This window comes from Kitasatospora sp. NBC_01250 (assembly GCF_036226465.1).
In the GTDB taxonomy this organism is placed as follows: Bacteria; Actinomycetota; Actinomycetes; order Streptomycetales; family Streptomycetaceae; genus Kitasatospora.
Genome location: NZ_CP108476.1, coordinates 2,589,195 through 2,612,812 on the forward strand (window position 1 = coordinate 2,589,195; position 23,618 = coordinate 2,612,812).

Genomic DNA, 23,618 nt, shown 5'->3' on the forward strand with positions numbered 1-23,618 from the left:
ACCTGCCCACCCCCTACCTGCCCGGCCCCCACGCCGGGCAGGTGCGGGTGCTCGGCCGCCCGTCGACGGCGGCGGGGCGCCCTCAGCCCTTGGTCACGCACTTGTTGGCGCTGTTCGACCAGAGGCCCTGCAGGTCGAAGGTGCCGGTGGTGAGGGTCACGTAGGCGTCCATGTTCTCGCACTCGTCACCGATCTCGCCGTTGCCACCGTTCCAGCCGATGCTGGGCCAGAAGTCGGTGACGGTCTCGGCGTACTCGTGGGTCTCGGTGGACTCCAGGCCCGACAGGAGGCGGCCGTCGGTGAAGGTGGTGCAGCCGCCGGCGCCGGTGTCGGGGACGTAGGGCAGGTTGGTGTAGGCGAGCTTGCCGTAGGACGAGGTGGTGAAGTCGTGCCAGGCGCAGAAGCCGCTGTTCGGGAAGCCGTCCGGGTGGGTGCCGGTCGCCGAGACCACCACGTACTGGGCGTTCAGGTTGGGCGCCTGGGTGGTGTTGCCGAAGTGCGCCGCCGCCTTGGCGGCCTCGGCGGCGATCTGTGCGGCAGTGGAACTGGCAGGCGCGGCGGCCGAGTTGTCGAACCACGTGCCGGCCAGCGGGGTGCTGCTCGGGTGGCTGACGTGGGTGCCCGAACTCCCGCAGGTGGTGGTGCCCTTGGCCACGCCTTCGCAGTACTGGTCGAGGATGGTGCCCCAGGTGTCCTTGCTCCCGTACAGGCCCTTGAACAGGCTCTGCAGGTCGGGGGCGACCCCGGCCGGGTCCTTGGACCACTGCGAGCCCCAGAAGACCAGGTACACCTTGGGCTTGGGCGACACCACGCCCTGCGTCCCCGCCGAACCGACGCTGAGCGTGTTGCTCACCGCCTGTGCCTGCGCCGCCGGTTCGGCCTGCCGGTGGATCGGCTTGGCCCCGTGGTGCCCCGCGACCGGGGCCGCGGCGGCCGAGCCGGCCTCGGCGAACGAACCGGCGCACAGCGCCGCGAGCGAGAGCAGGCCCAGGGCCCGGGCCTTGCTGCTGAAGGGGCGAACGCGCATGTGGGGGTGGCCTCCTGGAACGGGGTCGGCGTGGCCCTGCCAATAGTGGCGTGGCATCCGACGCCCCGACAGATCTCCCTTCCTCTGAGAATGCTCTGAACCTGCGCCGCCATCAGCCCCCGACGGCCCCCGGGCGGGCCCAACTTCTCAGAAGCCTCTGAATGTCGGCCATCGCCGCCGCCGTACCGCTCGATCCGTTGACCGGTGTCCGCCAACTCTGTTTTGCTACACGCCAGCAACGGCGCACCACCCTGTCAGGCCGCGGTCAGGCCGACCCTTCGTGGCGATCGCTCCCCCATCCCTGACGCGCGACGCCCGCCGTCGTGCGCCGCTTTCGGCGTCAACTCCGCCCGGAGCGAGGGCTCCTGACAGGAAGCACCGCGCGCCCAGCTGCCCTGTTCCCACGAGCCGACCGCCCCAGCCGACCGGCGACGGGCGATCTGCAGCAGAGAGGACTCCCCCACACATGGGCACCCCCCGCATGCGCGGCACGGCCCGAGCAGCCCTCACCGGCCTCGCGTCGCTGTCCCTGTTCACCGGCGTCATCCTCGCCGCCGCCACACCCCAGGCGGTGGCCGCACCGGCCGCATCACCGGCCAGCAGCGCCGCGAACCCGTACAACCCGTCGTACCAGCACGCCTATCGCCACGGTGTCATCCCGACCATCCAGCAGAGCGCCAAGATGAAGTCGTGGGCGGCCAACCAGGCCACCCCGAACGTGGCGACCGGCCCGGAGACGCTCTCCTACGGTGGCGGGGTCGACGGCGTCGGGGTCAATGACGGCCACGCGCAGGTCTACCTGGTGTTCTACGGCTCCCAGTGGGGCACCCAGGGCACCGACTCCAACGGCAACGCCACCTTCTCGGGTGACGCGGACGGCGCCGCCCAGGCCGCCCAGCAGATGTTCAAGGGCATCGGCACCGGCAACGAGCTCTGGTCGGCCGACCTGACCCAGTGGTGCGACGGCCCCAACGTGGCCACCGGTGCGACCAGTTGTCCCTCGAACGCCAGCTTCGTGCCCTACCAGGCCGGCGGCGTGCTCTCCGGCGTCTGGTACGACAAATCGGCCGCCTCGCCGAGTGCCGCCTCGGGCAACCAGCTCGGCCAGGAGGCCGTCAACGCGGCCGCCCACTTCGGCAACACCACGGCCGCCTCGAACCGGCACACGTACTACGTGATCATGTCGCCGACCGGCACCAACCCGGACAACTACCAGGGGCAGTACTGCGCCTGGCACGACTACACCGGTGACAGCTCGCTGACCGGCGGCGCGGTCAACTCGCCCTACGGCGACATCGCGTTCAGCAACCAGCCGTACAACATGGACTCCGGCCAGGGCTGCGGCGTCGGCTTCGTCAACTCCCCCGGCACCCTTGACGGCTGGACCATGACGCTCGGCCACGAGTGGCACGAGATGATGTCGGACATGTATCCGGCCGGCGGCTGGACCAACCAGCAGAGCGGCAGCTCCTACAACGGCCAGGAGAACTCCGACGAGTGCGCCTGGCTCGCGCCCGGCACCGCGGGCGGCGCCGCCATGGTCTCCATGAGCACCGGCACCTTCGCCGAGCAGGCCAGCTGGTCCAACGACACCAACGCGTGCGCCATTTCGCACCCGATCGTGGGCGGCGGCTCGACCGGCAACACCGTGACGGTTGGCAACCCGGGCAGTCAGAGCAGCACCGTCGGCACGGCGGCCAGCCTGCAGATCAGCGCCACCGACTCGGGCTCCGGCCAGACCCTGACCTACTCGGCCACCGGCCTGCCGGCCGGCCTGTCGATCAACTCCTCGACCGGCCTGATCTCCGGCACCCCGACCGCCGCGGGCACCTCCAGCGTGACGGTCAGCGCCAAGGACTCGACCGGCGCCGCCGGCAGCGCCTCGTTCTCCTGGACCGTGTCCACCTCGGGCGGCGGCGGCTGCACCGCTAGCCAGCTGCTCGGCAACCCCGGCTTCGAGACCGGCAGCGCCTCGCCCTGGACCGCCACCGCCGGTGTCATCAACAACGACACCAGCTCCGAGCCCGCCCACTCCGGCTCCTGGGACGCCTGGCTGGACGGCTACGGCGCCTCGCACACCGACACCCTGTCGCAGACCGTGAAGGTCCCGACCGGCTGCCACGCCACGCTCACCTTCTGGCTGCACATCGACACCGCCAAGACCGGCACCACCGCCGCCGACAAGCTGACGGTCGCGGCGGGCTCCACCACCCTGGCCACGTACTCGAACCTGAACGCCAACTCGGGCTATGTGCAGAAGACCTTCGACCTCTCCAGCTTCGCGGGTCAGTCCGTGACGCTGAAGTTCACCGGCGTGGAGAACTCCTCCTCGCAGCAGACCAGCTTCGTCCTGGACGACACGGCGATCACCACCAGCTGATCCAGCGGACCAGGTGAGTCGAACCCAAAAACCTGCGGGGGCGGGGGCCGTGGCCCGCCCCCGCAGCACAGCCCGACAAGCAGGCGGTGCCCCCGGGATCTCCCGGGGGCACTTCCTCCTTGCCGCCCTGCTGGCCACGGCCGGCTGCGCCGGCTCCCCCGCTCCCACCCAGCCGGCCCCCACCCTCCCGACTCCGAGCCGCTCGCTCGTCGTGCTGAGCGAGCAGGCCGACGGCGGCTCGGTCACCGTGACCGCTGGCGCCACCGTCCGCCTGGTGCTGCACAGCACCTTCTGGGCCGCGCCGCGCAGTTCGGCCCCCGACCGGCTGGCGCCGGTCGCCGCCGCAAGCTCCGCCCCCTCGACCGGCCCGGGCTGCCGTCCGGGCTCCGGCTGCGGCACCGTCACCGCCGACTTCCTCGCCCGGGGAGCCGCCACCGCCGCCACCGTGCGGCTGACCAGCACCCGCACCAGCTGTGGCGAGGCCGTGCGGTGCCGCCCCGGACAGGCCGACTTCACGGTCACCGTCGTCATCTCCCCCGCCACCCCTGCGGCGCACGACATGCGCTGACGCCCTGCCCGATCGGGCAGGGCGTCGCTTGAGGTGCCGCTGCATACCGGGTATACATACCAGGTATGCAGCGGGACCGAGCGCTGCCCGCCGCAGGGAAATCCCGGAAAGAGGGGGAACGTTGTTGCACATCGAACCGACCAGGAGCGCCACCGAGCCGGTGCTGCACCTGGCGCAGGTGAGCCGGGTCCACGGCCAGGGCGCCGCCGAGGTGCACGCCCTGCGCGGTGTGGACCTGCGGGTCCATCCGGGTGAGTTCGTCGCCGTGATGGGTCCCTCGGGTTCCGGCAAGTCCACCCTGCTCACGCTGGCCGGCGGGCTGGACAGCCCGACCAGCGGGCGGGTCCTGGTGGAGGGGCAGCCGCTCGGCGTGCTGAGCCGGGGCCAACTGGCCGCGATCCGCCGCCGCTCCGTCGGCTACGTCTTCCAGGACTACAACCTGATCCCCGCGCTGACCGCGGCGGAGAACATCATGCTGCCCCGCGAGCTCGACCGGGTAGCCACCCGCAACGCCCGTCACGAGGCGCTGGCCGCCCTGGAGGAGCTGGGCATCGGCGAGTTGGCCGACCGCTTCCCCGACGACATGTCGGGTGGCCAGCAGCAGCGGGTGGCGATCGCCCGCGCACTGATCGGCGAGCGCCGCCTGGTGCTGGCCGACGAGCCCACCGGCGCACTGGACTCCACCACCGGCGAAGCCGTACTGGCCGTGCTGCGCGCCCGCTGCGACGCGGGGGCGGCCGCCATGATGGTCACCCACGAGGCCCGGCACGCCGCCTGGGCGGACCGGGTGGTTTTCCTGCGCGACGGCCTGCTGGTCGACGAGGTCGGGCAGCAGGACGCCGCGACGCTGCTGGCCCTGGCCAACGAGCTGGCCGGCGGATTCGGGGCGGCACAGTGAACCTCACCTCGCTGAAGCTCGCCCTGCGGATCGCCCGCCGCGACGCACTGCGCGCCAAGGGCCGCAGCGCCCTGGTGCTCGCCATGATCGCGCTGCCGGTGATCGGCGTCGCGGGGGCCGACGTGGTCTACCGCAGCGCCCAACTCGACCCCGGCGAGCGGGTGGCCCGCGTCATGGGCACCGCCGACGCACTGATCAGCTACCCCGCACCGGGCAGCGCGGTGCAGCAGGCCCCGTTCGCCGACGACGGGACCCGGTACGTGCCGAGCGGGGCCGACCAGGCCTCCACGCCCGAGGTGGCGAAGAGCCTGCGCACCGACCCGGCCGCGCTGATCACCAGCCTGCTGCCCGCCGGCAGCCGGCTGGTCCCCGCCGCCCCCGGCCCCGAGGCCACCGCCAGTTCGCGCGACGGGCTGTTCGCCACCGCCACCGGCGAGGCCGACCTGACCGGCTCGCTCTGGTCAGGTCGGCTCAACGTGGTCCGCGGCCACGCCCCGAACGCCCCGTTCCAGGCGGCGGTCACCCAGGACTTCCTCAACCAGTCGGGTCTCTCCCTCGGGTCCACCACCACGCTCAAGGGCCTGGAGAAGCAGCCGTACACGCTGACGGCCGTGGTGGAGTACCCGGGCGACCTGTCGAAGGTGGCGCTGATCGGCCGTCCCGGCGAGGTGATCACACCGCTGAAGGACGCCCAGCCCGCCCCCAAGGACTTCGCGGCCGCCGTCGCCGACCCGGGCGACACGATCGACGTACCGGCCTGGCTGGTGCAGCTGCCCGCCGGGGACAGCCTGGACTGGAACAAGGTCCAGGAGTTCAACCGCTACGGCTACACCGTCACCTCGCGCAGCGTCGCGCTCAACCCGCCGCCCCGCTCGGCCGTCCCCTACTACCGCTTCCAGTTCACCCTGCCCGGCAGCGGCTTCACCGCCGTCGTGGTGGCCACCGTCGCCGGCATGGCGCTGCTGGAGACCGCCCTGCTGGCGGGCCCGGCCTTCGCCGTCGGCGCCCGCCGCTCCCGCCGCCAACTCGCCCTGGTGGCCGCCGCCGGCGGCGACCGGAGCCAGGTGGGCGCGGTGGTGCTGGGCGCGGGCGTGGTGCTGGGCACGGTCGGCGCCGCCGCCGGTGTGCTGCTCGGTACCGGCCTGGTGGCGGTGCTGCGCCCGTGGTTCGAGCAGACCGCCGGCAGCCGCTTCGGCCACCTCGACCTGCACCCGCTGGACCTGCTCGGCATCGCCGTGGTCGGGCTGGTCACCGCGCTGCTCGCCGCCGTGCTGCCGGCCGTCCAGGCCGCCCGCCAGGACGTCGTCCAGTCGCTCCGCGGCACCACCAGGGTCAAGCCCGCCGGCCGCCGGATCACCCTGCTGGGCGCGCTGATGGTGCTCGCCGGCGCCGCGACGGCCCTGCTGGGCGCCAGTGTCGCCCAGGCGAACCGGCTGGTGCTCGGCTCCTACGACGCACGGACCCTGGCCGTCTTCGGCGGCTCGGTCACCGCCGAACTGGGCCTGCTCCTCTGCACCCCGATGCTGGTCAGCCTGCTGGGCCGGCTGGCCCACCACCTGCCGCTCGGCCCCCGGCTGGCGCTGCGCGACTCGGCCCGCCACCGCGGCCGCACCGCCCCCGCCGTCGCGGCGATGATGGCGGCCGTGGCCGGCGCCGTGGCCGTCGGCGTCTACACGACCAGCAGCGATGCCCAGGCCAAGGCCGAGTACCGGGCCGCTGCGCCCAGTGGTGCGGTCACCCTCAGCCTCACGAACGACGACCCGACCGTGCCGCGGATGCGCACCACTGTCGAGGAACAGCTGCCCGGTCTGGGCCAGCGCGCCGACATCGCGCAGGTCACCTACGCCTTCTGCGACCAGTGCAGCAGCGACGTCACCTTCAAGCCCGACACCCCCGGCCAGCAGAACCGCGGCCTCCCCCGCGTACTGGCCGGCGACGCCACCGCGCTGCACAACCTTTTCGGCCTGCACGACCCCGCCGCCGAGGCCGCGCTGGCCGGCGGCAAGGCCGTGGTCTTCGACCCCGGCTACATCAAGGACGGCAAGGTGACCCTCGTGCTGCTGGGCGCGATCGGCGCGCCGGTGCAGCCCGGCCAGTCGGTCCAGCCCAGCCAGCACGAGGTCAGCCTGGACGCGCTGCTCGTCGACAACCCCGTCGAAGCCGCCTACGGCACCGGACTGGTGAGCCCCGCGACGGTCGAACAGCTGCACCTGCAGCTGCGTTCCGCGAAGTCCGTGTGGCTGCCGGCCGCCGCGCCCACCGAGAAGGACCAGCAGCGGGCGACGGCCGCCGTCAACGGCATCAACGCGTCGGCCGAGCTGGACGTCGAGCGCGGCTTCCAGTCCAAGAGCGACCTGGTCACCCTCGCGCTGACCGGCTTCGCGGTCCTGGTGGTGCTCGGCGCGGCCGGCATCGCCACCGGGCTGGCCGCCGCGGACTCCCGCCCCGACCAGGCCACCCTGGCCGCCGTCGGCGCTCCGCCGCGGATCCGGCGCACCCTGGCCGGCCTGCAGTGCGGCCTGATCGCCGTGGTCGGCGCGGTGCTGGGCACGCTGAGCGGGTACGTCCCCGCCGTCGCCCTGCGCCGGGCCCGCGACCTGGCGTACTCCGGATCGCAGGGCGTGCACACGCCGATCCTCACGCCGTGGAGCCTGATCCTGCTCGTCGTGCTGGTGCTCCCGCTGGTCGCCGGCCTGGTGGCCGCGGCCACCACCAGCTCCCGCATCCCGCTGGGCCGCCGGGCCAGTTGACCGACAGCACTGCCGAGGGCCGCGCACCGACCTGGTGCGCGGCCCTCGGGGCGTTGCGCCGGTCAGCCCAGCTCGCGCAGCGCCGCGAGCACCTCCAGGCCGAGACTCTGGTCGGCCTCCTCGGGCAGGCTGGCGGAGATCCGGGTGGCCCGCCCGGCGTACCGGCGGTGGATCTCGGCCGCGACCTCGGGCACCGGTCCGGCGACCGCGAAGGTCTCGAAGACCTCTTCGTCGATCGCCTCGGCCATCTGCTGCCAGCGCCCGCGCGTCGACAGGCGGTGCAGTTCCTCGTGCAGGTCGAGCCAGCCGTGCTGCTCCAGCACCGGACGGTAGGCGGGGGTGGAGGCGTAGAACGCGAGGCGCTCGCGCACCAGGGCCCGGTTCGCCCGCAGCTCCTCCTCGGTGCGCCCGGTCGCGGTGAGCACGTTGCCGACGATCTCGAACGGGCGCCCGGTCCAGGCGGCGCCCGCCCGCTCGGCCTCGGCGCGGGCTGCCCGCACCCCGGGCAGCACCCGCTCGGTCAGGTAGTCGACCGAGGTGAAGGGATGGCTGATGAAGCCGTCGGCGACCGCGCCCGCGGTCCGGGTCATCAGCGGGCCGACCCCGGCCAGCAGGATCCGCGGCACACCGGCGGCGACCGGTTCGGGGGCGAAGGCGGGCGTCATCACCGTGTGGGTGTAGAAGTCGCCGCGGAACCTCAGCCGCTCGCCCGTCTGCCAGCTGTGCCAGATCGCCCGCACCGCGTGGACGTACTCCCGCATCCGCGCCGCGGGCCGGTCCCACGGCATGCCGAAGCGGCGCTCGATGTGCGGCTTGATCTGCGAGCCCAGCCCGATGACGGCCCGCCCGCCGGACGCCTCGTGCAGTCCCCAGGCCTGGTAGGCCAGCGTCATCGGGGTCCGGGCGAAGGCGATCGCGACCCCGGTGGCCAGCTCGATGGTGCTGGTTCGGTCCGCGGCGCGGGCGAGTTGGAGGAACGGGTCGTGGGCGGTCTCGGCGACCACCAGCCGGTCCATGCCCCACTGCTCGGCCTGCTCGGCGGCGGCCAGGATCCCGGCGGGGCGCCCGGCGGCGGTCGCGTCGAGCCGGAAGGCGGGGGTCGGACGGTCGTCCATCGGGTCGGATCCTCCTGGGAGAGCGGCACGGATGCCCTCGTACCCTCGCACGTCCGCTCCGCCGGCCCCGGCGGCGGGCCCACCGCCGGATCCCGGCGAGCAGCCGAAGCCGACGGCCGCCGGACCGGGAGGCGTCCCGGGCCGGCGGCCGTTCGTCGTGCTACCGCAGGGCGGCTACCTCGGTGCGGCTCAGACCAGCGGAGCCGGGTAGGTCGGGTACTCGACCCCGGAGACGTACTGGACGACCCGGATCACCTGGCAGGAGTAGCCGAACTCGTTGTCGTACCACAGGTAGAGGATCGCGTTGTCGCCCTCGACCTTGGTGGCACCGGCGTCGACGATCGAGGCGTGCCGCGAGCCGATGAAGTCGCTCGACACCGCGTCGGGCGCGCTGATGAAGTCGATCTGGCGCTTGAGCGGCGAGGTCAGCGACACGTTGCGGAGGTAGTCGAGGACCTCCTCGCGGTTGGTCTCCTGCGCGAGCTGCAGGTTCAGGATCGCGATCGAGACGTCCGGCACCGGGACACGGATCGAGCTGCCGGTGATCGTCGCCTTGAGGTCCGGCAGCGCCTTCGCGACGGCGGAGGCGGCGCCGGTCTCGGTGATGACCATGTTGAGCGCCGCCGAACGGCCACGGCGGTCGGCGCTGTGGTAGTTGTCCAGCAGGTTCTGGTCGTTGGTGTACGAGTGGACGGTCTCCACGTGGCCGCGCAGCACACCGTACTTGTCCGCCATCGCCTTCAGCGGCGGGACGATCGCGTTGGTGGTGCAGGAGGCGCAGGACAGGATCTGCTCGTCCGGCTTGATCGTGTCGTGGTTGACGCCGTGCACGATGTTGGGCACGTCGCCCTTGCCGGGCGCGGTCAGCACGACCTTGGCGATGCCGGGCTGCAGGTGCTTCGACAGGCCCTCGCGGTCGCGCCAGCGGCCGGTGTTGTCGATCAGGATGGCGTCCTTGATCCCGTAGGCCGTGTAGTCCACGGTCGTCGGGTCGTTGGAGTAGATCACCTTGATCTCGTGGCCGTTCACGACGATCTTGTCGTCGGCCTCGTCGACGGTGATCGTGCCGTTGAACTGACCGTGGATCGAGTCGCGCCGCAGCAGCGAGGCGCGCTTGACCAGGTCCTCGCCGCCGCTGTTGCGCACCACGATGGCGCGCAGCCGCAGGCCGTTGCCCGAACCCGCCTTCTCGATGAGCAGACGGGCCAGCAGGCGGCCGATCCGGCCGAAACCGTAGAGCACGACGTCGCGCGGCTCACTGCGGTCCAGCTTGTTGGCGCCGGTCGCCCCGGCGACCGCCTCCGCGGTGAACTCCTCCACCGAGAGACCGCGGTCGTCGCTCTTATAGGTGGCGGCGAGCATGCCGATGTCGATCTGGGAGGGGCCGAGGTCGAGCACGGTGAGGGCCTGCAGGAACGGCAGGGTCTCGGTGACCGAGAGCTCCTCGCCGGCGATCTGGCGGGCGAACCGGTGCGTCTTGAGGATGCTGACCACAGACTTGTTCACCAGCGAACGGCTGTGGAGCAGGACGGTGACGTCCCTCTCCCGATGCAGTCTCCCGATCATCGGGATCATCGACTCCGCGATCTCCTCGCGGTTCTTCCAGTTAGTGAACACGTCTTCATTGACAGTCACAGGGGGTCCATCTCTCGAGCTGGGAGGGTGCCACCATGCTAGCCAGCGGCCCGCGCGCCCGTTCGAGCGGACCCACCCTGAGCTGCGCATCTCCCCCTTCCGAGAGCCGTTGCGAGCCCCTGTGCCGAAGGCCAGCGGCACCCAGGAACAGCACAACAACCGCCCAGGGAAGGCGAGTTGGCTATTCGAGCCGGCCGCCGCGGAGATCCGCGGACCGTGGCGAGGAACACATTGCCGATTCCGTATCGCCGGCCGACAAGAGCGGGGGGCGAACGCGAAAAAGCCCCGCACCCGGTCTCCCGGGGCGGGGCTTTCTCTGAATGATTGTTCGGCGGCGTCCTACTCTCCCACAGGGTCCCCCCTGCAGTACCATCGGCGCTGTGAGGCTTAGCTTCCGGGTTCGGAATGTAACCGGGCGTTTCCCTCACGCTATGACCACCGAAACACTATGAAACTGTCGACCGCAACCCGCCCGTTCTTTCCCTGGCGGGGGTCGTTGTTTCAGAACAACACAGTGGACGCGAGCAACTGAGGACAAGCCCTCGGCCTATTAGTACCGGTCAGCTCCACCCCTTACAGGGCTTCCACATCCGGCCTATCAACCCAGTCGTCTACTGGGAGCCTTACCCTCTCAAGGAGGTGGGAGTGCTCATCTCGAAGCAGGCTTCCCGCTTAGATGCTTTCAGCGGTTATCCCTCCCGAACGTAGCCAACCAGCCATGCCCTTGGCAGGACAACTGGCACACCAGAGGTTCGTCCGTCCCGGTCCTCTCGTACTAGGGACAGCCCTTCTCAACACTCCTACGCGCACAGCGGATAGGGACCGAACTGTCTCACGACGTTCTAAACCCAGCTCGCGTACCGCTTTAATGGGCGAACAGCCCAACCCTTGGGACCTACTCCAGCCCCAGGATGCGACGAGCCGACATCGAGGTGCCAAACCATCCCGTCGATATGGACTCTTGGGGAAGATCAGCCTGTTATCCCCGGGGTACCTTTTATCCGTTGAGCGACGGCGCTTCCACAAGCCACCGCCGGATCACTAGTCCCTGCTTTCGCACCTGCTCGACCCGTCGGTCTCACAGTCAAGCTCCCTTGTGCACTTACACTCAACACCTGATTGCCAACCAGGCTGAGGGAACCTTTGGGCGCCTCCGTTACTCTTTAGGAGGCAACCGCCCCAGTTAAACTACCCACCAGACACTGTCCCTGATCCGGATCACGGACCCAGGTTAGACATCCAGCACGACCAGAGTGGTATTTCAACGTCGACTCCACAACAACTGGCGTTGCCGCTTCAAAGTCTCCCACCTATCCTACACAAGCCGAACCGAACACCAATATCAAGCTATAGTAAAGGTCCCGGGGTCTTTCCGTCCTGCTGCGCGAAACGAGCATCTTTACTCGTAATGCAATTTCACCGGGCCTATGGTTGAGACAGTCGAGAAGTCGTTACGCCATTCGTGCAGGTCGGAACTTACCCGACAAGGAATTTCGCTACCTTAGGATGGTTATAGTTACCACCGCCGTTTACTGGCGCTTAAGTTCTCAGCTTCGCCCCGACGAATCAGAGCTAACCGGTCCCCTTAACGTTCCAGCACCGGGCAGGCGTCAGTCCGTATACATCGCCTTACGGCTTCGCACGGACCTGTGTTTTTAGTAAACAGTCGCTTCTCGCTGGTCTCTGCGGCCGGCCCCAGCTCGGGCAGCAAGTGCCTCCACCAGTTCCGGCCCCCCTTCTCCCGAAGTTACGGGGGCATTTTGCCGAGTTCCTTAACCATAGTTCACCCGAACGCCTCGGTATTCTCTACCTGACCACCTGAGTCGGTTTGGGGTACGGGCCGCCATGAAACTCGCTAGAGGCTTTTCTCGACAGCATAGGATCATCCACTTCACCACAATCGGCTCGGCATCAGGTCTCAGACTATGTGCAAGGCGGATTTGCCTACCTTGCGTCCTACACCCTTACCCCGGGACAACCACCGCCCGGGCTGGACTACCTTCCTGCGTCACCCCATCGCTCACCTAATACCCTGTTGGATCAGCGGCTCCACCACGTCCCATTGTCCGAAGACTCCGGGCCGGCTTCACGGCTTTAGCATTCAGAGGTTCAGCGTTGGCGCTTCAAAGCGGGTACGGGAATATCAACCCGTTGTCCATCGACTACGCCTGTCGGCCTCGCCTTAGGTCCCGACTTACCCTGGGCAGATCAGCTTGACCCAGGAACCCTTGGTCAATCGGCGCAAGAGTTTCCCACTCTTGTATCGCTACTCATGCCTGCATTCTCACTCGTATACCGTCCACGACTGGATTCCTCCGCCGCTTCACCCGGCACACGACGCTCCCCTACCCATCCACAGCGCCGTTGGGCGTATTCTGTGAATGACACGACTTCGGTGGTGTGCTTGAGCCCCGCTACATTGTCGGCGCGGAATCACTTGACCAGTGAGCTATTACGCACTCTTTCAAGGGTGGCTGCTTCTAAGCCAACCTCCTGGTTGTCTCTGCGACTCCACATCCTTTCCCACTTAGCACACGCTTAGGGACCTTAGTCGGTGTTCTGGGCTGTTTCCCTCTCGACCATGGAGCTTATCCCCCACAGTCTCACTGCCACGCTCTCACTTACCGGCATTCGGAGTTTGGCTAAGGTCAGTAACCCGGTAAGGCCCATCGCCTATCCAGTGCTCTACCTCCGGCAAGAAACACGTGACGCTGCACCTAAATGCATTTCGGGGAGAACCAGCTATCACGGAGTTTGATTGGCCTTTCACCCCTAACCACAGGTCATCCCCCAGGTTTTCAACCCTGGTGGGTTCGGTCCTCCACGCGGTCTTACCCGCGCTTCAACCTGCCCATGGCTAGATCACTCCGCTTCGGGTCTTGGGCATGCAACTCAACCGCCCTATTCGGACTCGCTTTCGCTACGGCTACCCCACACGGGTTAACCTCGCTACACACCGCAAACTCGCAGGCTCATTCTTCAAAAGGCACGCAGTCACGGCTGATCAGCAAGCTGACCAACGACGCTCCCACGGCTTGTAGGCACACGGTTTCAGGTACTATTTCACTCCGCTCCCGCGGTACTTTTCACCATTCCCTCACGGTACTATCCGCTATCGGTCACTAGGGAATATTTAGGCTTAGCGGGTGGTCCCGCCAGATTCACACGGAATTTCTCGGGCTCCGTGCTACTTGGGAGAAGCTCAAGTGAGCCGTACAAGTTTCGTCTACGGGGGTCTTACCCTCTACGCCGGACCTTTCGCATGTCCTTCGACTACCCATACGGTTTCTGACTCACCCGATCGCCGGCAGACGACCGAAGAACTTTCCCACGACCCCGAAGTGGCAACCCCTGCCGGGTCTCACACCACAACGGTTTAGCCTCATCCGGTTTCGCTCGCCACTACTCCCGGAATCACGGTTGTTTTCTCTTCCTGCGGGTACTGAGATGTTTCACTTCCCCGCGTTCCCTCCACATACCCTATGTGTTCAGGTATGGGTGACAGCCCATGACGACTGCCGGGTTTCCCCATTCGGACACCCCCGGATCAAAGCTCGGTTGACAGCTCCCCGGGGCCTATCGCGGCCTCCCACGTCCTTCATCGGTTCCTAGTGCCAAGGCATCCACCGTGCGCCCTTAAAAACTTGGCCACAGATGCTCGCGTCCACTGTGCAGTTCTCAAACAACGACCAGACACCCACCTACACAACCCGGCAAACACCAGGTCGGTCCGTGGGACCGGCACTGAGACAACGATTACTCGTTCCCTCAGGACCCAACAACGTGCCCGACACACCAGATCACCCGTAACCGTTCCACGCCGAAGCAGTACTAGGAAACAACCAACCCTGTGTGCCGAATAGTCAACGTTCCACCCATGAGCAACCGTGCGAGACATTCGCTCGCATCCGGCCGTGTGCTCCTTAGAAAGGAGGTGATCCAGCCGCACCTTCCGGTACGGCTACCTTGTTACGACTTCGTCCCAATCGCTGGTCCCACCTTCGACGGCTCCCTCCCAAGGGTTAGGCCACCGGCTTCGGGTGTTACCGACTTTCGTGACGTGACGGGCGGTGTGTACAAGGCCCGGGAACGTATTCACCGCAGCATGCTGATCTGCGATTACTAGCAACTCCAACTTCATGGGGTCGAGTTGCAGACCCCAATCCGAACTGAGGCCGGCTTTTTGGGATTCGCTCCACCTCACGGTATCGCAGCCCTTTGTACCGACCATTGTAGCACGTGTGCAGCCCAAGACATAAGGGGCATGATGATTTGACGTCGTCCCCACCTTCCTCCGAGTTGACCCCGGCAGTCTCCTGTGAGTCCCCATCACCCCGAAAGGCATGCTGGCAACACAGAACAAGGGTTGCGCTCGTTGCGGGACTTAACCCAACATCTCACGACACGAGCTGACGACAACCATGCACCACCTGTATACCGACCACAAGGGGGCGACTATCTCTAGCCGTTTCCGGTATATGTCAAGCCTTGGTAAGGTTCTTCGCGTTGCGTCGAATTAAGCCACATGCTCCGCTGCTTGTGCGGGCCCCCGTCAATTCCTTTGAGTTTTAGCCTTGCGGCCGTACTCCCCAGGCGGGGAACTTAATGCGTTAGCTGCGGCACCGACGACGTGGAATGTCGCCAACACCTAGTTCCCAACGTTTACGGCGTGGACTACCAGGGTATCTAATCCTGTTCGCTCCCCACGCTTTCGCTCCTCAGCGTCAGTAATGGCCCAGAGATCCGCCTTCGCCACCGGTGTTCCTCCTGATATCTGCGCATTTCACCGCTACACCAGGAATTCCGATCTCCCCTACCACACTCTAGCCTGCCCGTATCGAATGCAGACCCGGGGTTAAGCCCCGGGCTTTCACATCCGACGCGACAGGCCGCCTACGAGCTCTTTACGCCCAATAATTCCGGACAACGCTCGCACCCTACGTATTACCGCGGCTGCTGGCACGTAGTTAGCCGGTGCTTCTTCTGCAGGTACCGTCACTTGCGCTTCTTCCCTGCTGAAAGAGGTTTACAACCCGAAGGCCGTCATCCCTCACGCGGCGTCGCTGCATCAGGCTTTCGCCCATTGTGCAATATTCCCCACTGCTGCCTCCCGTAGGAGTCTGGGCCGTGTCTCAGTCCCAGTGTGGCCGGTCGCCCTCTCAGGCCGGCTACCCGTCGTCGCCTTGGTAGGCCATTACCCCACCAACAAGCTGATAGGCCGCGGGCTCATCCTGCACCGCCGGAGCTTTCCACCAACCCCCATGCAGAGGAAGGTCGTATCCGGTATTAGACCCCGTTTCCAGGGCTTGTCCCAGAGTGCAGGGCAGATTGCCCACGTGTTACTCACCCGTTCGCCACTGATCCACCCCGAAGGGCTTCACCGTTCGACTTGCATGTGTTAAGCACGCCGCCAGCGTTCGTCCTGAGCCAGGATCAAACTCTCCGTGAATGTTTACCCGTCATCGGGTCGACACCCGCGTCGAGCGGCACGACAACCACCGGAATAGGGTGGTCTCGCGCACTGCGTCCTCGCTAGTGTTTTACTTCAAAAGGAATCTCCAACCCCAGTCCGAAGACCAAGGCCGGGGATGTCAACATATCTGGCGTTGACTTTTGGCACGCTGTTGAGTTCTCAAGGAACGGACGCTTCCTTTGCAGCCACTTCCGTGGCCCCTCCGGGCGCTTCGTTCTTTCTTCTCTTCGAGCTTATCAGACCCGCCTCTCGGCGTTTCCCGACTCGCTCTCGGTGTTTCCAACCTTACCAGGTCTTCCGCACCGCTCGGCCTCAAGAGGCCTTCGCCGTAACCGACCTGACGGCCTGTCCGACGTGTTGAACTTTAGCCCAGCCCCGCTCCGAAAAGCGAATCCGGCCCACTCGCCGAAATACCGGCACGACAAAGAAAGCCAGCCGCATAAGCGTGCGAATAGCGGCACGCCAACAGCCGACGACCCTGCCGGGATGGTGTTTCAGGAGAGTGGCCGCCCCGGGACCGTCCGCGCCGATGCGTGTCCGGTGCTCCCTGCCGAGCGACTTGGAAACACTAGACCTCCCCAGCCCCAGAAGCAAGTCCCCCACCTGACGCAGCACCCCGCCAGCGACAGGCGCCGCAGCGATGCGGTCGAAGTCGCGGCCTCCGTGCAGCAGAGGCCTGGAGCTCGGCGGTCACCGCACTCACTGTGCAGTCGCACTCATCCGCGGTAGTTCCCCTTGTTCTCCAGCAGCTCCAGGTCAAAGGCTCCGTCCGCCGCAGTGGTGCAAAGGCGATGAAGAGCGAGCGCCCGCCGCCGAGTCTCCAGCGCCTCGCGAGGGGCGGACCTCACCGTCTCCGTCTCCGTCTTCGTCGCCGCGCCGAGCGCCCGAGCCGCGTCCGCGAGGAGGGCTCCGTCCACGTCGATCACAGTCCTGGCCACCGGACATCTCCTTACTGTCAAGCTGTGCATCAAGGATGTCAGGCTGGTTGCACGGTCGGTAGATCACCGTGCGGCTGCGCGCGCAGCCGCACCGCTGGGCACGTCGACTGCCCTGCTCCACTGGCCGCGGGCCCACAGCAGGAGGCCGAGCAGCGGGAGCGCGGTGCCGAGGGTGCAGACGCCCGTCCAGCCGTAGGCGGCGTGCAGGGCGCCGGTTGCGGCGGAGGAGGCGGCGCCGCCGGCGAAGACGGTGGTCATGTAGACGGTGTTGATCCGGGCCCGGGCATCGCCGCGCAGGGCGTAGATCTCGTGCTGGCTCATCACCTGGTGGCCCTGGACCGCGAAGTCGAGCAGCACTGCGGCCAGGGCGAGCAGCAGCACGCTGTGGCGGCCGGCGGCGGCGAGGGCGAAGGAGCAGGCGGCGAGCAGCAGGGCCGCGCCGCTGGCGCTGCGGCCGTGGCCGCGGTCGGCGAGCCGCCCTGCGACCGGTGCCGCGGCTGCGCCGCCGGCGCCGACCAGGGCGAAGAGGGCGATCTGGACCTGGCCGAAGTGGTGTTCGTCGACGAGCTCGTAGGCGATCGCGGTCCAGAAGGCGGTGAAGGAGCCGAACATCGTCGCCTGGCAGAGCGCTCGCCGACGGAGCACGGGCTCCTGACGGGCCAGCGTGACCAGGCTGGCCAGCAGTGCGCGGTAGCCGGCCCGGTGCTCCGGGGTGCGGGTCGGCAGCAGCCGGCGCAGCACCAGGCTGAGCCCGATCATCAGCACGGCGGACAGCAGGTAGATCGCCCGCCAGCCCAGCAGGTCGGCGACCAGGCTGGAGACGGTGCGGGCGAGCAGGATGCCCAGCAGCAGGCCGCTCATGACCCGGCCGACGATGCTGCCGCGCTGCTCGGCCGGGGCCAGGTGGGCGGCGAGCGGGACGAGCACCTGCGCGACGACCGAGGTCGTGCCGACCAGCACCGAGGCGGCCAGGAAGAGCCCGAAGACCGGGCTCACCGCCGCGAGCAGCAGGGCCGTCGCCGTCACCAGGAGTGTGCGGGTGGCCAGTCGGCGGTTCTCCACCAGGTCGCCGAGCGGCAGGACGAAGAGCAGGCCCAGGGCGTATCCGGCCTGGGTCAGCGTCACGACCGTGGTGGCCGCGCCCTGACCGACGCCGAAGGAGTGGGCGACGAGTTCGAGCAGGGGCTGCGCGTAGTAGAGGTTGGCCACGGTCATGCCGCAGGCCACCGCCAGGACCAGGGTCGTGGCGGGGTTCATCTGCTGCGCTGCGGTCGGCGCGGGCCCTGGTGCGGGCTGGGGCATCTCTCTTCGACCTTCCTTGCGTGCGAGCGCTCTTCGAACAGGCGCTTCCGGAAACAGACGCTAGGCAGGGCCGCCCGGATGGGGAAGGGTGCGCCGCACCCCCCGTCAGCCTGGGTGCGCCACACCCAGGTCCGGTGCCGGGCGGCCCGCTACGGTGGGGCGCATGACGAAGGGAACCGAGCTCGGTGACTTCCTGCGCGCCCGCCGCGACCTGGTGCCGCCGGAGCGCGCGGGCCTGCCGTCGCACACCTCGCGCCGGGTGAAGGGCCTGCGCCGCGAGGAGGTCGCGCTGCTCGCCGGGGTGAGCACCGACTACTACACCCGCCTCGAACAGGGCCGCGAGCGGAACCCCTCGGAGCAGGTGCTGGGCGCCGTCGCCCGCGCGCTGCAGCTGGACCCGGACAGCGCCGCGCACCTGTTCCGGCTCGCCCAGCCGGCGCCGCCGGCCGTCGCCGCGCCCGTGACCACGGTCAGCCCCGAACTGCTGCGCCTGATGGACCACTTCCTGGGCCTGCCGGCCTGCATCGTCAGCCCGGCCCTGGACATCCTGGCCACCAACCACGGCACCCGGCAGCTCTACAGCGACTTCGCCCGGGTCGACAACCAGCTGCGGATGCTCTTCCTCGATCCTGCCGGGCGCCGGTTCTACCGTGACTGGGACCGCGCCGCCCGCAGCATGGTCAGCAACCTGCGGGCGCAGTCCGCGCCGTTCCCGGACGACCCGCGGATCGCCCAGGTGATCGGTGAACTGTCGCTGCGCAGCCCCGCGTTCGCGAGTCTGTGGGCCAGGTACGACGTCCGGCCGTGCACCAGTGACGACAAGCCGCTGTGGCATCCTCAGGTCGGCGAGATGTACCTGCACTTCGAGTCGTTCACCGTCTCCAGCGCCCCCGGCCAGCGACTGCTGGTCTACTCGGCCGAGCCCGGCAGCCCCAGTGCCGACGCCCTGGCGCTGCTCCGCACGCTCACCGAGCAGGACACCGGCGCGCGCCCGCCCCGCGGGGAACGGGCACGCGGGGAACGGGCACGCCGAGCGGACGGGCGGGCCACCGGGACAGGCCGCTGACCGGCTCCGTCAGGAGAGGACCCGCCGCAGGCAGGCGTTGCGCGTCGCGATGGCCGGCTGCGAGAGGTGCACCCCTGACCGGGATGCCCTGACATGTGCGCACCTGCGCAATCCCGGGCACCTCTACGATGGCCGGATGGACGAGCGCACACCGGCAGCAGATGCACACGGCTCGCAGCAGCATCGCAGAGGCGATCACCTGGAGGTCGCCGCCTCGATCCTCGCGCTGCTCGCCGACCGCACCCGGCTCGCCCTGCTGGAGCGGCTCGGCCGCGGGGAGGCCGACGTGACCACGCTCACCGAGGCCACCGGGGCCGCACGCCCCTCCGTCTCCCAGCACTTGGCCAAGCTCCGCCTCGCCGGGCTCGTCTCGACCCGCAAGGACGGGCGCCGCGTCGTCTACTCGCTGCGCCACGGCCACCTGCGCCGCCTGGTCGACGAGGCGCTGAACGTCGCCGACCACCAGATCGGCTCGCTGCCGCCGCACGACTGACCCCTGTGCCGACCTCTTCGCCGACCGCTCCGCTCGCCCGCGCTGCGGCACGGGCGAGGGTCCGCGAGCTTCGCCCCACACGTGCGCAGGTACGCACACGTTGGCTATGCTGACCAGGTCACCATCGCCGACCCGAGGGCGCGACCGATGCTGTCCGTGCTGCGCAACCGCACCTACCGCCACCTGTTCACCGCACAGGTCGTCGCCCTGGTCGGCACCGGCCTGGCGACGGTGGCCCTGTCGCTGCTGGCCTACCGGATCGCGGGGAACGACGCCTCGGCGGTACTGGGCACCGCGCTGGCGATCAAGATGGTCGCCTACGTGGCGATCGCACCGCTCGCCGGCGCGCTCGCCGGCCGCGTCCCGCGGCGGGCGCTGATGGTCACGACGGACCTCACCCGCGCCGGCGTCGCCCTCGCCCTGCCGTTCGTCACCCAGGTCTGGCAGGTCTACCTGACGGTCTTCCTGCTCCAGGCCGCCTCCGCCGCCTTCACCCCGACCTTCCAGGCCACCATCCCCGAGGTGCTGCCGGCCGAACGCGACTACACCCAGGCGCTGTCGATGTCCCGGCTCGCCTACGACCTGGAGTCGCTCTTCTCCCCGGCGCTGGCCGCGCTGCTGCTGACCGCCGTCTCCTACGCCTGGCTCTTCACCGGCACGGTGATCGGCTTCCTCGCCTCCGCCGCCCTGGTGGCCTCCGCCGTGCTGCCGAAGGCTCCCCCGGTCGAGCGCACCGGCGGCGTCTACACCAAGGCGGTGTTCGGCTCACGGCTGTACCGGGCCACTCCGCGGCTGCGCGCCCTGCTCGCGCTCGACCTCGCGGTCGCCGCGGCCGGCGCGATCGTCTTCGTCAACACGGTCGTCCTGGTCCGCGAGCACTTCCACCGCCCCGCCGGCGACGTCTCCCTCGCGCTCGGTGCCTACGGCGCCGGGTCGATGGCCACCGCCCTGCTGATGCCCCGTCTGCTGCACCGGGTGAGCGACCGGGCCGTGATGCTGCCCGCCGCGTTCGCGCTGCCCCTCGTCCTGGCCGGCGTCGCCGCGCTCACCGCCGCCGCCCCCGGCAGCTGGTCCTGGGCGGCGCTGCTGGCCGCGTGGGCGCTGATCGGCGCGGGCAGCTCGGCCGTGCTCACCCCGGGCGGGCGGGTGGTCCGCCGCTCGGCCGCCGACGCCGACCTGCCCGCCGCCTTCGCCGCCCAGTTCTCCCTCTCGCACTCCTGCTGGCTGCTGACCTACCCGCTGGCCGGCTGGGTCGCCGCCGCGGCGGGCCTGCGCGCCACCGCCCTCGTGCTCGGCGCCCTCGCGCTCGCCGCGGCCGGCGGGGCCGTGCTGCTCTGGCCGCGCCACGATCCCGGGGCGCTGCCCCACCTCCACACCGACCTGCCCGCCGGCCACCCGCACCTCGCCGGCGCCCGCCGCACGCCGACCGGGAGTTGGAGCCACGGCCACCACTACGTCATCGACCGGCACCACCACAGCTGGCCGCACCCGGTGGCGCGGCGGGCGGCGGCCGGCTGAACCGGGGCCAGGGCCTGTCCGGCGGTCCTTCCGCCGCGCTGGAACGCCTGCGCGGACCCGATCCGCTGACGACAGGTCGACAGGACGACGCCGGGGTGCCATCGGGCACCCCGGCGTCGTCCTGCGGTCAGCGGCGAGGAAAGCGGACGGACTAGCTGCAAGTGAGGTGTGAGAAGGAAGTCCCCCCATGGCCTCGCCGGGGGCAACGCTAGCAGTCAGCCGGGGATCAGGTCGCGCAGGTTTTCCGGCGTGACGACCACCGAGTCCGGGTGCAGCCCCTGCGGGCGACCCAGGCCGACGTAGGTGACCGGGCCCTTCGGGACCGTGGTGCCGTCCCACAGCGTGGTCGCCGTGGCGCGCTCGGCCAGCAGGTCGGTGAGGTGGCGGACGGTGAGGTGGTCGCGCTCGACGATGCCGCGCACCAGCGTCGCCACCGACATCTGGTTGCCCTCGACCTGGTTGGCCTGCGGGTCGCCCTGCAGATGGAGGTGCAGCCACTTCGCGCGCCAGCTGCCGTCGGCCCCGCGCAGGAACACCAGCGGCAGCGCGACCCGGCCCGGACCGCGCAGCTCCGACTTCATTCGCACGGTGCGCGCCTCGAACGGGCGGCCCTGCTGCTCGGCCTCGCGCAGCATGAAGCCGAAGAACGACTCCTCGACCTCATCGAAGCCCTCGCCCGCGTACACGTTGACCTGCGGGACGATGAAGTCGCCGCGCACGGAACCCAGGCGCAGGTCGATGAACTCCGAGGCGCCGTCGGGCGCGTCGGTGATGTCCCCGGAGTGCTCGCCCTCGACCTGGGTGAGCTCGGTCCAGGAGAGCCAGCCGACCGTCCCGTACTCGGCGTCGAGCAGCAGCGCCGACAGGTCGAAGTCGGTGGTGCGGCTGGTCTGCTTCCAGTACACGAAGAACCGGAGCAGGTCGCCGTCGACCGGGGAGAGCGAGCCCCGGGGCAGCACGCCGAGGCCGGCGGCCGTGGCGTTGCCGCTGAGCGGGAGCGCGACGTCGAGGATGTCGGGGTCGATCAGCAGGTGCCCGGGCGCCGGCAGACGGCGGCGCAGCTCGGCGTCCAGCGCGGCGATCAGGCGCTCGCACTCGGGCGGCAGCACCGGTGGGCGGGTGTCGGCGGTGACCCAGCCACGGCCACGGCGGTTGACGAAGACGCGGCGCTCGCCCGGCTGCCGCGGCCGGTTGTGGAAGTACTCACGGACCGACAGCAGCACCCGGCCGGCCACCTGCGGGGCGACCTGCTCGGCGGCGGCCACCACGGCATCGCGTTCGTCCTGGGTGCGGCAGGCCCGCAGCAGCCGGTCCAGGGCGCGGAACAGCCTGCCCGGAGCGGCCGTCAGCAGCCGTGCCGCCCCGGTCACGTCCTGCGCGGCGAAGAGCTCCTCGACACGGCTGTCGAAGGAGCGGACCTGCTGCTCGCCCCGGGCCACCGCGAACACCTCGGCGGCGTGCGGCCAGCGCGGGTACTCGTGCGGGTGCAGCCGCTCACCGAGGCGCTTGAACGCCTCCCGGTGCGCGCTGACGTCGGCGAGCTTGGCGGGAGCCGCGGCGACCACCGCGTCGAGCCCGGCGAGCAGGGCGCGGCGGACCGGGCGGGACAGCGAGCGGAACCGGGTCGGCTCCAACAGGGTCACGTCACCGTCCGACAGCGCGCAGGCCAGCCGCAGCACATCGGTGACGGTGTCCAGCAGCAGCGGCGCACCGGCGTCGAGCCGGGCGAGGTTGACCACGGCCCGGTTCTCCCGGACCGGTATCGCCGCGGGCTGGGGACCGTCGACGCAGTGCCCGGCCAGCGCACCGAGGTCGCGCAGCGCCTCCTCCCCCAGCGGCGTCGTGCTGCCCGCCAGGGCCAGGTACAGCGCGGTGACCTCGTCCTCCAGCGTGCCGCCCGGGTGCAGGACCGTCAGGCGGTCGCCCGCGGCGGCGATCAACTCGCCGTGGGCGGCGAGCATTTCGGCGTACGTGTGGGCGTAGCTGCCGTACGACGGGAGGGTCAGCAGGTCGACCGCACCGGTGCCGAGCTGCGCCGGCGTGCCCGCGCGCGAGACGTCGTCCGCCAGCGCCTCGGCGATGCACCGCATCCAGAAGTCGAAGGTGTCCGGCACGTTGGCCGGGAAGTCGACGAAGTAGACGTTGTGCTCGACATGGTCACCGACCATCTCCCGCACGGTGGCCAGGGTGCGCGCGGCGACGGCGACGACCGCTTCCTCGCTCAGCCCCGACAGCCGCTCCAGCAGCGCCGCCGAGAGCTTGAAGCCCACGGACAGCAGCGCGGCGTCGAACTGCCGTGCTGCGACGGCGCCTTGGCCGGCGGGCGCAGTGGGCGCGGGGAGGCGGTGGGTGTGCCGGACGACCAGCGGTTCGAGACGGAGGGCCATCCGGGCATGATCCCAGAGCCGCCTGAGGCCTCGCACCCGGGTTTTCGGACCACCGGGCGCGCCGGGCG

The 23,618-nt window shown here is 69.3% G+C and carries 13 protein-coding genes and 3 rRNA genes; 7 read left to right on the plus strand and 9 right to left on the minus strand.

What is annotated here, in order from left to right; genetic code table 11:
• Positions 1-82 precede the first annotated feature (82 nt).
• Positions 83-1,027, minus strand: a complete 945-nt coding sequence (locus OG500_RS10720) for a hypothetical protein (protein ID WP_329579134.1) — start codon at positions 1,025-1,027, stop codon at positions 83-85.
• 466 nt (positions 1,028-1,493) lie between these two features.
• Between OG500_RS10720 and OG500_RS10725 the strand changes: the two genes are divergently transcribed.
• The 4 genes from OG500_RS10725 (at position 1,494) to OG500_RS10740 (ending at position 7,623) form a co-directional block, all read left to right on the plus strand.
• Entirely contained in the window at positions 1,494-3,407 is a 1,914-nt protein-coding gene (locus OG500_RS10725) for a putative Ig domain-containing protein (protein WP_329579136.1), read from the plus strand.
• Between the two features lie 49 nt (positions 3,408-3,456).
• A complete protein-coding gene (locus tag OG500_RS10730) occupies positions 3,457-3,975 on the plus strand; it encodes a hypothetical protein (protein ID WP_327066307.1) in 519 nt (172 codons plus the stop codon).
• 121 nt (positions 3,976-4,096) lie between these two features.
• Positions 4,097-4,873 carry an ABC transporter ATP-binding protein gene (locus tag OG500_RS10735; protein ID WP_329579139.1) on the plus strand — a complete coding sequence of 259 codons (777 nt, stop codon included), beginning with the start codon at positions 4,097-4,099 and terminating at the stop codon, positions 4,871-4,873.
• Positions 4,870-7,623, plus strand: a complete 2,754-nt coding sequence (locus tag OG500_RS10740) for an FtsX-like permease family protein (RefSeq protein WP_329579141.1) — start codon at positions 4,870-4,872, stop codon at positions 7,621-7,623. The genes OG500_RS10735 and OG500_RS10740 overlap by 4 nt, the downstream gene beginning before the upstream one ends.
• Positions 7,624-7,685: 62 nt before the next feature.
• Here OG500_RS10740 and OG500_RS10745 read toward each other — a convergent pair whose 3' ends face one another.
• The 7 genes from OG500_RS10745 to OG500_RS10775 form a co-directional block, all read right to left on the minus strand.
• Positions 7,686-8,738 (minus strand): TIGR03617 family F420-dependent LLM class oxidoreductase, encoded by a 1,053-nt coding sequence (locus tag OG500_RS10745; protein WP_327066310.1) that lies wholly within the window; start codon positions 8,736-8,738, stop codon positions 7,686-7,688.
• Positions 8,739-8,927: 189 nt separating this feature from the next.
• Complete coding sequence (locus OG500_RS10750; RefSeq protein WP_327066311.1) at positions 8,928-10,373, minus strand: glyceraldehyde-3-phosphate dehydrogenase; 1,446 nt, start codon at positions 10,371-10,373, stop codon at positions 8,928-8,930.
• Between the two features lie 326 nt (positions 10,374-10,699).
• Positions 10,700-10,816: ribosomal RNA gene (gene rrf, locus OG500_RS10755) — 5S ribosomal RNA — on the minus strand.
• Positions 10,817-10,903: 87 nt separating this feature from the next.
• Positions 10,904-14,023 (minus strand): 23S ribosomal RNA (locus OG500_RS10760).
• A gap of 277 nt (positions 14,024-14,300) precedes the next feature.
• Positions 14,301-15,822: ribosomal RNA gene (locus OG500_RS10765) — 16S ribosomal RNA — on the minus strand.
• Together the 16S, 23S and 5S rRNA genes form the textbook arrangement of a ribosomal RNA operon.
• 740 nt (positions 15,823-16,562) lie before the next feature.
• Positions 16,563-16,784 carry a type II toxin-antitoxin system VapB family antitoxin gene (locus OG500_RS10770; protein ID WP_327066312.1) on the minus strand — a complete coding sequence of 74 codons (222 nt, stop codon included), beginning with the start codon at positions 16,782-16,784 and terminating at the stop codon, positions 16,563-16,565.
• Positions 16,785-16,847: 63 nt separating this feature from the next.
• On the minus strand, positions 16,848-18,086 hold the full coding sequence (locus tag OG500_RS10775; RefSeq protein ID WP_329579146.1) for an MFS transporter: 1,239 nt from the start codon (positions 18,084-18,086) through the stop codon (positions 16,848-16,850).
• 163 nt (positions 18,087-18,249) lie between these two features.
• Between OG500_RS10775 and OG500_RS10780 the strand changes: the two genes are divergently transcribed.
• From OG500_RS10780 to OG500_RS10790, 3 genes are all read left to right on the plus strand, one after another.
• Positions 18,250-19,152, plus strand: a complete 903-nt coding sequence (locus OG500_RS10780) for a helix-turn-helix domain-containing protein (protein ID WP_329579150.1) — start codon at positions 18,250-18,252, stop codon at positions 19,150-19,152.
• A gap of 136 nt (positions 19,153-19,288) precedes the next feature.
• On the plus strand, positions 19,289-19,645 hold the full coding sequence (locus OG500_RS10785; protein ID WP_327066315.1) for an ArsR/SmtB family transcription factor: 357 nt from the start codon (positions 19,289-19,291) through the stop codon (positions 19,643-19,645).
• 147 nt (positions 19,646-19,792) lie between these two features.
• Positions 19,793-21,163 (plus strand): MFS transporter, encoded by a 1,371-nt coding sequence (locus OG500_RS10790; protein ID WP_329579154.1) that lies wholly within the window; start codon positions 19,793-19,795, stop codon positions 21,161-21,163.
• Between the two features lie 215 nt (positions 21,164-21,378).
• Here the strand turns inward: OG500_RS10790 and OG500_RS10795 are convergent, their stop codons facing one another.
• Positions 21,379-23,550, minus strand: coding sequence for a hypothetical protein (locus OG500_RS10795; protein WP_329579156.1), 2,172 nt, complete (start codon positions 23,548-23,550; stop codon positions 21,379-21,381).
• Positions 23,551-23,618 lie beyond the last annotated feature (68 nt).

Excerpts from the sequence above, each read along its gene's own strand:
- OG500_RS10725 (WP_329579136.1), top strand. The coding sequence starts at position 1,494 with ATGGGCACCCCCCGCATGCGCGGCACGGCCCGAGCAGCCCTCACCGGC.
- OG500_RS10795 (WP_329579156.1), bottom strand. The coding sequence starts at position 23,550 with ATGGCCCTCCGTCTCGAACCGCTGGTCGTCCGGCACACCCACCGCCTC.
- OG500_RS10790 (WP_329579154.1), top strand. The coding sequence starts at position 19,793 with ATGCTGTCCGTGCTGCGCAACCGCACCTACCGCCACCTGTTCACCGCA.
- OG500_RS10745 (WP_327066310.1), bottom strand. The coding sequence starts at position 8,738 with ATGGACGACCGTCCGACCCCCGCCTTCCGGCTCGACGCGACCGCCGCC.
- OG500_RS10775 (WP_329579146.1), bottom strand. The coding sequence starts at position 18,086 with ATGCCCCAGCCCGCACCAGGGCCCGCGCCGACCGCAGCGCAGCAGATG.
- OG500_RS10780 (WP_329579150.1), top strand. The coding sequence starts at position 18,250 with ATGACGAAGGGAACCGAGCTCGGTGACTTCCTGCGCGCCCGCCGCGAC.
- OG500_RS10785 (WP_327066315.1), top strand. The coding sequence starts at position 19,289 with ATGGACGAGCGCACACCGGCAGCAGATGCACACGGCTCGCAGCAGCAT.
- OG500_RS10720 (WP_329579134.1), bottom strand. The coding sequence starts at position 1,027 with ATGCGCGTTCGCCCCTTCAGCAGCAAGGCCCGGGCCCTGGGCCTGCTC.